Source organism: Limosilactobacillus reuteri subsp. reuteri, assembly GCF_000016825.1.
GTDB lineage: Bacteria > Bacillota > Bacilli > Lactobacillales > Lactobacillaceae > Limosilactobacillus > Limosilactobacillus reuteri.
On the sequence record NC_009513.1, the window covers coordinates 197,305 to 210,567 of the forward strand.

Here is a 13,263-nt window from a genome sequence, read left to right on the forward strand (position 1 = left end):
TTTATAATAAAATAAAGATGAGGAGGAAACGCAATGAATACAGCAACCTTAAAAGCGCTCCAAAATTGGCTTCATGGACGTGGCTATACATTAGAACAAGTAGACGCACAACTAATTCTTAAATATCATGGACAAGAACGAGCAGTCATTACGCCACCTGATCGCTATCAAGTGAAAGACCTTGACCTGAATTTTAATGAATGGGTTGAGTTTAATAAATGCATTCGGAATATTCGCCATTATTTAGCTAGTAACGAATAGGAAGCCTTTTCTTTGGCAAGAATACTTCCTCGTGATAGAGTTATTCATGAAGGGAATATAGTCCAAGGAGGGATAGTCATGATAAGAGTTGGAATAATTGGTGCTTCTGGAATGGCAGGTAGCGCAATCTATAAATTAGCATCGACGAAAAAAGATTTGAATGTAACTGGAATTGTTCGAAATGAGAGTAAGGCTAGAAAGATTCTCGGTGCCGATGCTAATTTGATCAGTGGTGACATTTTTGCCTTAAATGATAGTTTGTTGTCGCGGTTTGATGTGATTGTTGATGCATATGGTACTAGTCCGGAAAATGCTGATCGGCAAGTAAGACTAGCTGAGAAATTAGTAGTTTTAGCCCGGAAACATAAAATCCGTTTAATTTTCATTCTTGGTGCCGGAAGCCTTAAAACTGGTAAGGATAAGCACCTATTTGTTGATGATATTGAAAAGATGCCTGGTGCTGAGACATGGATTAATACCCCACGCCAGCAGTTAAAAGAGTTACAGTATCTTGAAACTATTTCTGACATTGATTGGTTAGGTATTTCACCATCAGCAGTATTTGAAGCTGGGGTTGCTACTAATTATATTCTTGGTCAAGATGAATTATTATTTAACGAACAAAATGAATCAAAGGTAACTGCTGGAACAATGGCGAAGTTAGTGGTCAATGAAATTTTAGCGCCACGCCACCATCGTGAACGAATTACTGTTATTGATGCAGAATAGTTATTGGAACTAAAGCAAATACGAAAAGGCATGAGAACGCAAATCAATTCTCATGCCTTTTAATATTAGTCAACTAATTTTCCGATAATTGGAAGTTTTGAAACCGGTGAATACTTTTTAGCTGCTTGTTGATAGGTGACATCTGATAAATCATGGCCGAAAACATTACCGTGGATTTCTGCGCCTTTCCACTCTGGAACCTCAGAAACATCATAAACATTTCCACGCACTCCAATATATGCCGGACGACCTTCTTGACCATTATATTGCGCTAATTCATTGTGAGTAAATGACCGCATAATAATCCCTCCTATAAGAAGCTGGGAATTGACTCGGCCCCTTCCTGTATAGATGTAATAACATATGAAAATAGATGACGAGTTTATTCGTTATCCTATCATCACTATAACACGAAAATGGTAATGACATCGGAAATTCAATTTATTCAGTTGCTAAGTTTGCAGCAGGGCTTTTGACTGGGACTTTCACGAGCATTCCTGCAATGATAGTTAGGATTGTAACGAGGAATGGGAAAAATACCCAAGGAATGAAACTTAATGGATTGATTTGTAAGGTACTAGCGATGAATACCCCAGAAACACTCCATGGGACAATTGCGTTGACTGCGGCCCCTGCGTCATTGAGAATCCGAGTTAAATCAACCCGTTTTAAGCCTAATTTATCAAATGACGGGAGAAATGATTGCCCAGGAAGAATAATTGCGAGGTAGTGTTCCCCAACAAGGAGGTTAACCCCAATACAGGTAAGAGCTGTGGAGAATGCTAATCGACCAGGCGTCTTTACAATCCCAGTTAAGTGATTAATGATGGCGCTAATAATATTGAACTTGATCAATAAGCCACCTAAAGCAAGGGCAAAGATAATTAGGGCTAGAGAAGTAAGCATACTAGAGATACCGCCTTTAGAAAGCAATGTATCGATTGTTTTATCACCGGTATGGGAAACGTAACCAGTCATGATGGTATTAGTAATCGTAGTGAGGCTGGTTTTAGGTGCATGAATCCAGCCAAGTACGACCGCAAAGAGTGAGCCAAGGCCAAGGGAAGGAATAGCAGGAACTTGGAAAATGGCTAATACGATTAGGAGCAGAACTGGGAGAAGAGCCCATCCGGAGATCCAGAACCCATTTTGTAGCCCGGCCATCATTTGGTGAACGGCACCTAAGCTAACATTTTTGGAGTTTAACCCTAAGAAGGTGTAAAGAATAAGACAGATTGCCCAGGCAGGAATATCGGTGGTGAGTAAGGATTTAATATGCTTGTAGATACTAATTTCACCAACACTGGCGGCAAGGTTGGTGGTTCCTGAAAGCGGGGAAATATTTGAACCACAAAAGGCGCCTGAAACAATTACCCCCGCAGTTAAACCGGGGTTGATTTTAAGGGTTGCACCAATGCCAATAAAGGCGATCCCCATTGTTGATACAGTTGTAAATGAGCTTCCGCAAGCGACTCCAACAAGGGTACAAACAATAAAAACTGTTGGGAGGAAGAACTTTACAGAAATGATTTCAAACCCAAAGTACATAATTGTTGGAATAGTTCCCGAGAAAATCCAGGTAGCAATTAAGACACCGATAGAAAGAAAGATAATGAGGGGGTCAACACCGGCTCGCAAACCATGACGCATTCCATTCATTATGGTATCCCATTTAAATCCACGAATTCGTCCGTAAACGGCGAGCAAAACAAGGGAAATAAATAATGGGGCTTGCGGTTCTTGGTGCTTAAAAATAATAGGGTAGCCTAAGATGCATAAAATAACGCCAAGAATAAGTAAACTTTCACTAAAACCAATCACTGGCTCAGGACTATTTTTTGATTTGTTAATAATTTTCATTGTGTAATTCTCCTTGTTTTTTAATAAAAAATACCAACTAGATCAGCGGCATTTGCTTAATCTAGTTGGTATTACGGTAGTATAAAAAATCGCGGAAAACTACACGCCCTTACTAGATTAATGTACCTAGCAAAGGACTCATTACAACAACAACCCTGCTTAGGTACGAACACCGCTGTCCGTACCTAAATGAGTACAGACAATTATGCACGGTAAGCATAGTTGTTATAATACTTGGTTGAAGTTAATGAGTGTTGAATCATGTTAGTCGTTCCTTTCAAGTTAAGTTGTAATTATTAAAACATTCTAATCTAAATTTGTCAAATTTTAATTTTAAAATTCACCAGAAATATCCTTATCAGAAAATGAATGAGGATCAGGAACAAAAGAAATATCAGTGTCAATTATTCCAAATTTTTCTCGCATTACATTTTCGATGTGTTCTGATAATTGGAAACTTTTGAGAATCGTCATTTTAGCGTTAACCATCACGGAAGCATCAAGCGTGACCACGTTTCCGTTATAGTGAGCTTTTAGTTCGACAACTTTTACAACGTGCGGAATATTGGTGATTGTTTGACGGTATTCCTGTTCAGCGCGGGGATCAAAGTAGTCGGTTAAGTTAAGACTACTTTCAAAGAAAATTTTTAGTCCAGAATATAGAATAAAGAAACCGACGACAATACTGGTAGCACCATCAAGCCAACGAAGGTTAAAGAGGAGGGCACCACCAATTGAAATCAAGGTTCCAATACTTGTGAAGGCATCGCTCAGACTATCTTGGGCAGAAGCAAGCAACGCGGCGTTTTTTAACTTAAGTCCTGTTTGGCGATTCATATACCAAACAACTAACATAATAACTGACGTGATTCCGGCTCCAATTAATGCGACTGGTTGTGGAACCACCCGACTTGCAGGATTGAGGAGACTTTTAATGCCATCGATGATAACGCTTAAAGCAATCGCAACCATAACGACCGCTGTGACAAGGAAAAAATTGTCTCATAACGCCAACGAACAAATTGTACTCGTTGGTCAGACCCCATATGTGATATGTGCTTGATAATTTCCAGAAGGCAGCCGTGCGCCAATGATATCATCATCATCGACATCCTGGGCGATGTGTAAGCCCATCATCAGTAAAAAGGTCGAGATAATTCCCGAAAGGTTGTTGAAAGCATCGGCCCGTAATGTCTGCGATTTACTTATTTCAGCCAACCAGTACTCAATTATTGAAATAACAACATAAGCAACCAAGTTATAGATTAAATGGTGTTGGGAAGTTCGAATCTTTGCTAGTTCGTTTGCTTGCGTTTTTTCCCAGTTATTCATTTCTTCGGTTGTATGTCTTTTAAATTTAGTCATTAATTTAAGAACTTCCTTGATTAATAAAATCAGTTTAATTGTAACGCAAAAAATAAGGGAGCGAGACAGAAGGCACTTGTGACTTCGTTTTTCGACGCGAAGCTAGCCTCTGGGAGCCCCTGCAAGCAACAATAGGCCTCCAACGTTCTTTGACGGACGTTGGAGGCCTATTGTTGTACTGCGTAGTTGCTTTTTATGAAAGCAACTTAACTTATATCACAGTCCCAAAAATAATGAAAATAATTGCTAGGCCCGGTTATTAATTACGTGGGCGCATGTTGCAATAATCAGTCCCATAAAACTTACTACAGCGATCATATTACTCATAATTGACATCATATTGAACAACTCCTTTACATAATTAAAATATTTTTACAGCACAACTAATGACAGTTGCCTTTTTGGAAAACAAATTATAATGATTGTTTTCCCCTCTCCACCAAGTATTGTAACAGGTCTTAGCAGTAGTGACGATAATAATTAGCTAAGCTTTTAATGAGCTTTTTTACGAAAGAAAGGAGTGATTATAAGCAAAATATTATAAGTGACTATCATAGGAATTAATAAATTTTAATTATTAAGCAAAACTAAGCTGATTCTTTAAAAAATAAGTTATTCAGCTAGTTTGTTTAATTCTTTTAAGGCTAACGGGAATTTTGTAAAGCCGTCACTAGTCAAAAAGTGACCACCTGTTTCTTTAACTATGAGTTTTGCTCTAATTTTATTGGCGACTTCAATGCTATTTTGATAAGGAACGATTGGGTCGTCTTTAGCGGTTATAACGGTAGCTTTAGCGAGTTTAGGAAAAATTTGCTCATAATGAGGACGATCTTTCATAAACCCATCTAATTCGGGATAAGCTGATAATCCTTTGTCAAATGCTCCCACCAGTAAAAGTCGAGCATCTTTAACATGATGACGTTCAATATAACGAAGTGCCGTAATACAACCAAGACTATGAGCGACGAGGATGAGGTTGTCTTGGGGATTAATTTGGTTGTCAACCGCTTGATCCCATTCAGCTTGTTGGGGATTGAAGGGATTTGGTAGCCATATCCGATCAAGGGCGATTATTGGTTTCGCTTCTTCTTCGAGCCATGGGAACCAGTCGTCATCCCGGGTAGAAGTGCCATGAATTAAGTATGCGTTCTCCATTATTACTACTCCTATTTCATAAAGTGTTTCAATACTACCATGCCGATGATTAATAATAAAATGGCAATCGAATTAGTAAGAATTTCATAAGGCTGACCGTGGGCGGCAATTAGTCCCCGAATTAAAGCCATAATTCCTAAGCTTAATAGAAAATCGACTGCAATCCGGCCATGATGTTTTAGCGCGGCAATTATCATTGTCATAAATGAAAAGAAAAGGAAAAAGACAATAACGCGATCCAAAATCTTAAAAATAACATGATCCGTATTCCCATCTTGCATAAGGGGAATCAGCGAAAAAGTTTCTGTAAATAAAATAATAGTTAATAAGATCCCTAAAATTGCTAGGGCACCGATTGTACATAGACGCAAAATATGGCTAAAATTAGCTGCTAATTTGTATATTTTTTTCATTCTCCGATACTCCTCAAGAAAACGCTTTAACTTTAGGATAGCAATGATCAAGAAATTTAGCTAATATTTAACAAAATAATTGTTAAAAATATGCGATACTTAAAGATGGATAACAAAAGGAGGAGTGAGAAATGCGCAAACCCTTTATTGCTGCTAATTGGAAGATGCATAAGAATGTCCAAGAATCGGTTGAATTTGTGGATGCAATTAAAGGAAAGCTACCAGATCCGCAAGAAGTTGAAGTCGGAATTGCAGCCCAAGCTTTTGCATTACCCAGTATGGTTCAAGCCGCTGATGATTCAGGATTAAAGATAATCGCGCAAAACGCGGCGGCTGAATATTCGGGAGCTTTCACTGGTGAAATTAGCTTACGAGGTTTAGCTGACGCCGGTGTTTCATATGTAATGTTAGGACATATTGAACGGCGCCATTTATTCCACGAGGATAATGAGTTGGTTAATCGGAAAGTGTTGGCAGCCCTTCAAATGGGAGTTACCCCGATAATTTGTACGGATGAAACGATGGTCCAGAAAGAAGTTAATGGTGAAATTCACTACGTTTTCCAGCAATTGATGAGCGTATTGAGGGGCGTTTCTCTTGATCAAATTAAAAATGTAGTTGTTTCCTATGAACCAAGTTGGGCAGTTGGATATGGTCAGCATGCTAATCCAGTTCTTGCTGAAGAAGGATGCCGTCAAATTCGGCGAACGATTGCTGATAACTACACTTATGAGATTGCTGATAAGATCAGGATTCTTTATGGGGGCAGTGTCAATCCAGATAATATCGGAATGATTATGAACAAGCCAGATGTAGATGGGGTATTAATCGGTCGGGCAAGTTTAGATGTTGATAATTTTTTGCGAATGGTCAATTATTTAAAAAATGATCAAGAAAAATAAAAAAAGTATTTCTCTTTACCGTCATTTTGTGTTATAGTTATTAACAGTTGTTATGGCGGTATTGGTGAAGTTTGGTTAACACACCGGTTTGTGGGTCCGGCACGCGTGGGTTCGAATCCCACATACCGCCCTGACCTAGCGCGATGGCAAAGGATTTTTCCCTTGCCATCGCGCTTTTTTGTATTCTCTGTTTTATGAATTTTAATTGATAACATCCAAGAAAGTAACTTAAAATAGAAACAGTATAAGGTGGAGAAAGAAAAAAGGGGCTTTAATTATGAAAAACGTACAAATTGGTGGAACAAATTGGGAAGTATCGAATGTTGCATTGGGCATTATGCGGATGGGGACGTTAGCAGTGAATAAAGCGATTGATGCCTTAGAAGCCGCCCACGATGCTGGAATAAACTTTATTGATTCAGCTGATATTTATGGCAACGACCCACAGTTAGGACGTGGATCTTCGGAAATCCATTTTGGTGAAGCATTAAAGAAAAGCAGTCTTACCCGTGATGACTTTTACATTCAATCAAAAGGAGGCCTTTTTGCGAACGCGGATGATAAAATAACGCGGTATGATTCATCAAAGAAGCATTTAATCGCTGCTGTTGATGGGATTTTGCAACGGATGGGGATTGATTATCTTGATTCATTTTTGATTCATCGTCCAGACCCCTTAATGGAGCCCGCAGAAATAGCAGAAGCCTTTGACCAACTTCAAGCATCTGGGAAAGTCCGCCATTTTGGAGTATCAAATTTTAATCCGCAACAAATCGCGCTCCTTCAAGCGGGGACAAATCAACGGCTTTTGATTGACCAGGTACAATTTGGCTTAAAGCATACGGGGATGATTGATTTTGGCCTGCATACAAATATGACTGATGATGCTGCAATCAATCATGACGGGGGATTATTAGAATATACGCGTCGTAAACAGATGACGATTCAAACATGGTCGCCTTTCCAGTACGGTACATTTGCAGGGACGTTTATTAATAATGATCAATTCCCTGAGTTAAACGCAATGTTAGAAACTCTTGCGCAAAAATATAAGGTAAGTAAAAATGCAATTGCTGTTGCATGGATTTTACGTCACCCTGCGCATATGCAAGTGTTGCTTGGCACTATGACTCCAGCTCATATTATTGATAGTGCTAAGGGGAGCGATATTACGTTGACGAATCAAGAATGGTATGACCTATATCTTGCGGCCGGGAATGATTTGCCATAATGAAAAAAGATTATCTCCAGTTCTATCAGCATATTACAGCTCCTTTTTATCGACACCCGTGGACAATTCCTTTATTACGGGCGGTTAATAAATTTGTTGTGTGGACTATGTACGTTGCTTACATCGTTATATTAGTGTGGGTAGGGAAAAATAATGTCTTGAAAGCAGGACCCTTTCTGCTGATTCCCGGTATTGGCTTTATCCTGCTTTCTTTTATTCGCCAACGAATTGACGCGCCACGACCATACGAAAAATTTCCGATTAACCCCTTAATTCGACGGCAAAAAACTGGTGATTCATTGCCTAGTCGTCATGTTTTTTCGGCGACTGTTATTGCGATGTGTGGGTTAAGGTTAAATTTGATTTTAGGAGTGATTTTACTCGTTTTAGCTGTTGTTTCTGCTATTACGAGAGTGATTGGCGGAGTTCATTTTCCTCGTGATGTGGTTATCGGGTTTATTTGTGGCTTTATTTGTGGTTCGTTTTTATTTCTTGTCTAAATTTTAGAAAGGTGTATTTCATGGACAATTCAGTGCTGCAAGACGCAATTTTGAATGGACTTATTAGTACTCAATATCAAGGTAATACGCTGTTAGGTCCGCAATTATTAACCAACAACCAATCATCGACAATTTGGCAAACGTTACGGCACGAATTGCTGTCATGTAAAAACTTTACGTGGTCAGTCGCCTTTATTACGTTAGATATGTTGGTTCCATTTAAGGCAGTGATGGCTGACTTAGCACAGCAGGGGGTACAAGGGACGATCATTACCAGTGATTACTTGAATTTTAATCACCCCGCGATGTTTGAAGAATTGCAAAAGATTCCTAATTTAACGGTTAGGATTGCTGATCTTAATGGATTTCATACTAAGGGGTATTTATTTGATCATGGGAAATATCAGACCGTAATTATTGGGAGTGCTAATTTTACACGGTCTGCTTTGTTAGTTAATAAGGAGTGGAATTTGAAATTAAGCTCCCGCCAAGAAGGAAGCCTTTTTCAACAACTAACGGCGGAATTGAATGCTGTTAAACATGAGAGTACCGTTCTAACGTCAGAGTGGATTGCGGAGTATCGCAAGAATTGGCAACCACCAAAGACTAGGGTGACGCAACCGGAAAAATTAAAACCAATTGAACCTAATCAAATGCAACAAGCCGCTTTAGGACAATTAAGCACTCTGATAAAAACTGGCGCTAAAAAAGGACTGGTCGTTTCAGCAACAGGAACTGGAAAAACATATCTGGGAGCGTTTGCTGTCAATAAATATCAGCCGCGTCGTTTCTTATATGTCGTTCATCGAGAACAAATTGCCAAAAAATCGTTAGCTAGTTTTCGACGAGTTATTGGCGGCAAGAAAACTGATTACGGGTTATTGACAGGTAATCGCCATGATTGGAATGCTAAATATTTATTTGCAACTGTCCAAACACTAAGCCAACAAGCAGTACTTGATAAGCTAAAAGCTACCGAATTTGACTACATTTTGATCGACGAGGCCCATCGTGCAGCAGCACCTAGTTATCAACGAATTTTAAACCACTTTATGCCGCAATTTTGGTTGGGGATGACTGCAACCCCTGAACGAATGGACAATCAAGACGTCTTTAAACTGTTTGATTATCATTTGGCCTATGAAATTCGGCTGAAAGATGCATTGGCTGCTAAAATGTTAGCGCCATTCCATTACGTGGGAGTTACCGATTATGAAGTTGATGGCGAAGTTATTACTGAGACTTCTAAGTTAAACCAATTGATTGTTTCGAAACGGGTTAATTATGTTCTTAACCAATTAGACTATTATGGATATTGTGGCGATCAGCCTCGTGGGTTAGTATTTTGTAGTCGGCAGGCAGAGGCAAAAGAATTGGCAGTCCAGTTTAATGCGGCTAACCATCCTGCGATTGCATTGACAAATCAAAGTAGTAGTCAAGAGCGAGCAAAGGCAGTTGAGCAATTAGAGGCAGGAAAGATTGAGTATATCATTACCGTTGATCTTTTTAATGAAGGGGTCGACATCCCATCAGTAAATCAGATTGTAATGATGCGTAATACCCAATCACCAATTGTGTTTATCCAACAACTAGGGCGCGGCTTGCGTAAATATCCTGGTAAAGATTTTGTGACAGTTATTGATTTTATTGGAAATTACCAACATAATTACATGATTCCTCTTGCGCTTAACCAGGACAATAGCCGAAGTAAGGATCAAGCGCGGCGTGAAGTTAAGGTGCCAACGAATTTTGATGTTTCAACCATTAACTTTACGAAGGTTGCCGAAGAACAAATTTTAGCCTCCCTTGATAAAGTTAAATTGGACTCGATGCGTGAATTGCGGCAGGCATACCATGATTTAGCTAACCAACTAGGGAGAGCACCATTGCTGGGTGACTTTTATCGTTATGGTTCTGTTGATCCCCGAGTATTTGCGCAAAATTCCCAACTCAACCATTATGGTGACTTCTTAGAAAAGATGGGGACAGAACTTAAATTAACTAAGTATGAGCGTCAAGTACTAGCCTTTTTAACTAAAGAGTTGCTTAACGGTAAACGGCCACATGAATTGATTCTCCTTCAATGCTTACTTCGCGGTACGTGTTCAATTGATGCTTTTAAAGCAGAATTAGAGCAGCAAAACATTCGCGTTACACCAGCTGTTTTACAATCAGTTGATGATATTTTAAGCTTGCAATTCTTTAATGTAAAAGCTGGTAAACAGTTAAAAAAGGATCAGTATGGCGGACTGCCGATTATTGATCATCCAGATTTGTTAACGTATCAGTTAAATTCAAAAATTCGAGCAGGACTAGAAAGTGACAATGATTTCAAGTGCTTGTTTACCGATGTATTAACAACGGGTCTTGAAATCGCCAAGCAATATGATCTCAAGCAAGCATTTACCCTTTATCAGCAATATGACCGCAAAGATGTTTGTCGTTTATTAAATTGGCCCCTCGATGTAAGTGCGCCGTTATATGGGTATCGAGTGGCAGAAGATGTTTGTCCGATTTTCATTACCTACCATAAGGATGCGGAAGAAAAAAGGAATGCTATCTATAATAATCAACTACAAGATGGCCGTTCATTGCGCTGGTACACACGGACACCTCGCCATCTTTCATCTGATGAGGTCCAGCGGTTGCTTGCAGGAGTAAAAGAGGGTAAGCCGCAAGTAAAATTACACTTGTTTGTAAAACAGAGCGATGCAGTTGGCAAAGAATTTTATTATTTAGGTCCTGCTTATGTTCAACCGGACTCCGTAAGAGAAGAATTAGTTGGGCCAAAGAAAAAAGCGGCAGTGGGAATGGATTTAGTCTTAGAACAGCCGTTAACCCCGGCGATGATGAACCTATTAGCAATATAAACGTAACCATATTGCTTTTGTTTTCTACTAAATCTTCTATAATTAAAGACGAAGAAAGAAGATGAATATTATGGCAAAAGGAAAGGTAAAAACTAGCGATAAGCGTTCAGTTCGGGATGTTAAATTAGATGAATTAGCTGGCTTATTAAATGAATATGATGTCAACACGATGGGGGCCCTAGTAAAGTCCTTAAAGAAGAGTCAAAAGAAGAATAAGCAAAGCAAGAAAGATGAATTACGCGATACCATTGAACGGCAACAAGAACATATTGATGAACAAAAAGGCACGATTGATCAACTTAACAATCACATTTCTAAACTAATTGATCGTCTTGATAATAAGCTATAGAAAAATGAGGCTGAGAAAAAACTTTTGTTTTTTCAACAGCCTCGTTTTTTATACGAATATTGTTACGATATCGTGGCACTAGCCTCGAGCCTTGTCGCGGAGATTATTTCCCGCTTCCATTTCTTATCATTCTTTTTTATCTACTGATTGTTTAAATAAATCATTGAACGCTTCGCTGATTGTTGGGTGGGTATAGATTTGGTCACGAAGCATTTGATAGGGAAGTTTTGCCCGCATTGCCAGAACAATCATGTTGATAATTTCTTGTGCTTCTTGGACATAAAGGGTAGCCCCAATAATTAAGTTCGTTTGTGGATCGACTAATACCTTAAGCAGTCCACGGGTATCCTTCAATACTTTTGCTTTTGGAATTGCAGCAGCAGGCATCTTAAAGAGCAGGTAATCTTTCTCTTGTTTTTGCGCCTCTCTTTCTGTTAAGCCGACTTGTGCAAGGGAAGGTTCGATAAAGACGTTAGTAGGAACAATTAAACGATCACTAATTCGGCGTTCCTTATTACCGAATAATTCATCTTTAATGATCCGGAAGTCATCAAGTGAGATGTAAGTAAATTGGGGACCCCCTTTAACATCCCCGATTGCCCACACATTAGGAACACTAGTGTGGAGGAGGTCATCGACAACAATCGCCCCGTTTTTAGCGACCTTAATATCTGTATTTTGCAAATCAAGGGCCGCTGTTGCAGGTTTTCGGCCTGTTGCCACTAAAATCTTATCAGCAAAAATGGTTGTTTCACGATTATCAGTTCTGGCAAAAGTAATCGCAGCTTGATTATCTTGTTCGCCAATCGCTTTAATATCAACCCCAACTTCAAAGCGAACCCCGTTATCCTTAAAGTTTTGGATTACCATTTCAGCCACATCATCATCTTCACGTGGTAGTAAAGTCTGATGGTGATCAAGAACCGTGACGTGTGAACCAAAGGAAGTGAACATATTTGCGAATTCAAGACCAATATAACCGCCACCGATAATTACGAGTTCACGTGGTAACTTAGGCTGATCCATCGCTTGAGTAGAATTCATAAGAAAACGACTATCCTTTAATCCAGGAATGTCGGGGATGGTTGATGTTGCACCAGTATTGATGAAAATACGTTCGCCCTTGTAAGAAAGAGTATGCCCATCTGGCGTTTGTACATCAATTGTGTGGTTACCAGTAAAATGAGCGGTTCCATCTAAGACAGTGATATTATCTTCACTTGCTAACATTTGATAATTCTTTTGGCGGAGTTGGGATGTCATCACATTTTTCCCATCGACTGCGTCTTCAAATGAGGTTCCATGAGCAGCTTCAATAATTAGCCGTTTGGAGGGAAGGCAAGCAATATTAATGCAGGTTCCCCCGTACATTTGCTTCGATTTTTCAATAACAAGAACTTGTTCTCCGTGTTGAGCGAGAAACTTTGCGAGTGTTTTTCCGCCCTTGCCAAACCCGATAATAATATTTTTGACTGTTTCCATTAAAAGGCCTCCAAAGTTGAAATTATTTTACATACTTTGAAATTATACTAAGAATAAACGCTTTGTCACTTAAAACGCTTAAATGAGCCAAATGTGCAGTTTGCGTTTTACTGAACAAAGTGTTAGGATGATATCGTAAATATATT

General features: G+C 39.2%; 12 protein-coding genes, 1 tRNA gene and 1 pseudogene. 8 read left to right on the top strand and 6 right to left on the bottom strand.

Annotated features, from left to right (window positions below; genetic code table 11):
* The first annotated feature begins 33 nt into the window (after positions 1–33).
* Together LREU_RS00840 and LREU_RS00845 are read left to right on the top strand one after the other, a co-directional pair.
* Positions 34–261 carry a hypothetical protein gene (locus tag LREU_RS00840; protein WP_003667122.1) on the top strand — a complete coding sequence of 76 codons (228 nt, stop codon included), beginning with the start codon at positions 34–36 and terminating at the stop codon, positions 259–261.
* A gap of 78 nt (positions 262–339) precedes the next feature.
* Positions 340–990 (top strand): NAD(P)-dependent oxidoreductase, encoded by a 651-nt coding sequence (locus LREU_RS00845; protein WP_011953377.1) that lies wholly within the window; start codon positions 340–342, stop codon positions 988–990.
* Positions 991–1,055: 65 nt separating this feature from the next.
* Here LREU_RS00845 and LREU_RS00850 read toward each other — a convergent pair whose 3' ends face one another.
* The 5 genes and pseudogenes from LREU_RS00850 to psiE all read right to left on the bottom strand — a co-directional run bounded on the left by LREU_RS00850 (position 1,056) and on the right by psiE (position 5,783).
* Entirely contained in the window at positions 1,056–1,289 is a 234-nt protein-coding gene (locus LREU_RS00850) for a cytochrome b5 domain-containing protein (RefSeq protein ID WP_003665459.1), read from the bottom strand.
* 142 nt (positions 1,290–1,431) lie between these two features.
* Positions 1,432–2,850 carry a Na+/H+ antiporter NhaC family protein gene (locus LREU_RS00855; protein WP_003667124.1) on the bottom strand — a complete coding sequence of 473 codons (1,419 nt, stop codon included), beginning with the start codon at positions 2,848–2,850 and terminating at the stop codon, positions 1,432–1,434.
* A gap of 333 nt (positions 2,851–3,183) precedes the next feature.
* Positions 3,184–4,215 (bottom strand): annotated as a pseudogene (locus LREU_RS00860) (cation diffusion facilitator family transporter).
* 612 nt (positions 4,216–4,827) lie between these two features.
* Complete coding sequence (locus LREU_RS00865) at positions 4,828–5,370, bottom strand: RBBP9/YdeN family alpha/beta hydrolase (protein WP_003667127.1); 543 nt, start codon at positions 5,368–5,370, stop codon at positions 4,828–4,830.
* A gap of 11 nt (positions 5,371–5,381) precedes the next feature.
* On the bottom strand, positions 5,382–5,783 hold the full coding sequence (psiE, locus tag LREU_RS00870; RefSeq protein ID WP_003667129.1) for a phosphate-starvation-inducible protein PsiE: 402 nt from the start codon (positions 5,781–5,783) through the stop codon (positions 5,382–5,384).
* A 131-nt stretch (positions 5,784–5,914) separates the two neighbouring features.
* On the opposite strand from psiE, the gene tpiA reads away from it, so the two are divergent.
* From tpiA to LREU_RS00900, 6 genes are all read left to right on the top strand, one after another.
* Entirely contained in the window at positions 5,915–6,685 is a 771-nt protein-coding gene (gene tpiA, locus LREU_RS00875; protein WP_003667130.1) for a triose-phosphate isomerase, read from the top strand.
* Positions 6,686–6,740: 55 nt separating this feature from the next.
* Positions 6,741–6,815: transfer RNA gene (locus LREU_RS00880), tRNA-His, on the top strand.
* Between the two features lie 147 nt (positions 6,816–6,962).
* Positions 6,963–7,916, top strand: coding sequence for an aldo/keto reductase (locus LREU_RS00885; protein ID WP_003667132.1), 954 nt, complete (start codon positions 6,963–6,965; stop codon positions 7,914–7,916).
* Positions 7,916–8,416, top strand: coding sequence for a phosphatase PAP2 family protein (locus LREU_RS00890; protein WP_003667133.1), 501 nt, complete (start codon positions 7,916–7,918; stop codon positions 8,414–8,416). The genes LREU_RS00885 and LREU_RS00890 overlap by 1 nt, the downstream gene beginning before the upstream one ends.
* Before the next feature lie 20 nt (positions 8,417–8,436).
* Complete coding sequence (locus LREU_RS00895; protein WP_003667135.1) at positions 8,437–11,286, top strand: DEAD/DEAH box helicase; 2,850 nt, start codon at positions 8,437–8,439, stop codon at positions 11,284–11,286.
* Positions 11,287–11,356: 70 nt separating this feature from the next.
* On the top strand, positions 11,357–11,635 hold the full coding sequence (locus LREU_RS00900; RefSeq protein WP_003665472.1) for a hypothetical protein: 279 nt from the start codon (positions 11,357–11,359) through the stop codon (positions 11,633–11,635).
* A 126-nt stretch (positions 11,636–11,761) separates the two neighbouring features.
* On the opposite strand, the gene LREU_RS00905 is transcribed toward LREU_RS00900, so the two are convergent.
* A complete protein-coding gene (locus LREU_RS00905) occupies positions 11,762–13,117 on the bottom strand; it encodes an FAD-dependent oxidoreductase (protein WP_003667138.1) in 1,356 nt (451 codons plus the stop codon).
* Between the last annotated feature and the right edge of the window lie 146 nt (positions 13,118–13,263).

Excerpts from the sequence above, each read along its gene's own strand:
- LREU_RS00855 (WP_003667124.1), bottom strand. The coding sequence starts at position 2,850 with ATGAAAATTATTAACAAATCAAAAAATAGTCCTGAGCCAGTGATTGGT.
- LREU_RS00890 (WP_003667133.1), top strand. The coding sequence starts at position 7,916 with ATGAAAAAAGATTATCTCCAGTTCTATCAGCATATTACAGCTCCTTTT.
- LREU_RS00885 (WP_003667132.1), top strand. The coding sequence starts at position 6,963 with ATGAAAAACGTACAAATTGGTGGAACAAATTGGGAAGTATCGAATGTT.
- LREU_RS00845 (WP_011953377.1), top strand. The coding sequence starts at position 340 with ATGATAAGAGTTGGAATAATTGGTGCTTCTGGAATGGCAGGTAGCGCA.
- psiE (WP_003667129.1), bottom strand. The coding sequence starts at position 5,783 with ATGAAAAAAATATACAAATTAGCAGCTAATTTTAGCCATATTTTGCGT.
- LREU_RS00865 (WP_003667127.1), bottom strand. The coding sequence starts at position 5,370 with ATGGAGAACGCATACTTAATTCATGGCACTTCTACCCGGGATGACGAC.
- tpiA (WP_003667130.1), top strand. The coding sequence starts at position 5,915 with ATGCGCAAACCCTTTATTGCTGCTAATTGGAAGATGCATAAGAATGTC.
- LREU_RS00900 (WP_003665472.1), top strand. The coding sequence starts at position 11,357 with ATGGCAAAAGGAAAGGTAAAAACTAGCGATAAGCGTTCAGTTCGGGAT.
- LREU_RS00840 (WP_003667122.1), top strand. The coding sequence starts at position 34 with ATGAATACAGCAACCTTAAAAGCGCTCCAAAATTGGCTTCATGGACGT.
- LREU_RS00850 (WP_003665459.1), bottom strand. The coding sequence starts at position 1,289 with ATGCGGTCATTTACTCACAATGAATTAGCGCAATATAATGGTCAAGAA.
- LREU_RS00905 (WP_003667138.1), bottom strand. The coding sequence starts at position 13,117 with ATGGAAACAGTCAAAAATATTATTATCGGGTTTGGCAAGGGCGGAAAA.
- LREU_RS00895 (WP_003667135.1), top strand. The coding sequence starts at position 8,437 with ATGGACAATTCAGTGCTGCAAGACGCAATTTTGAATGGACTTATTAGT.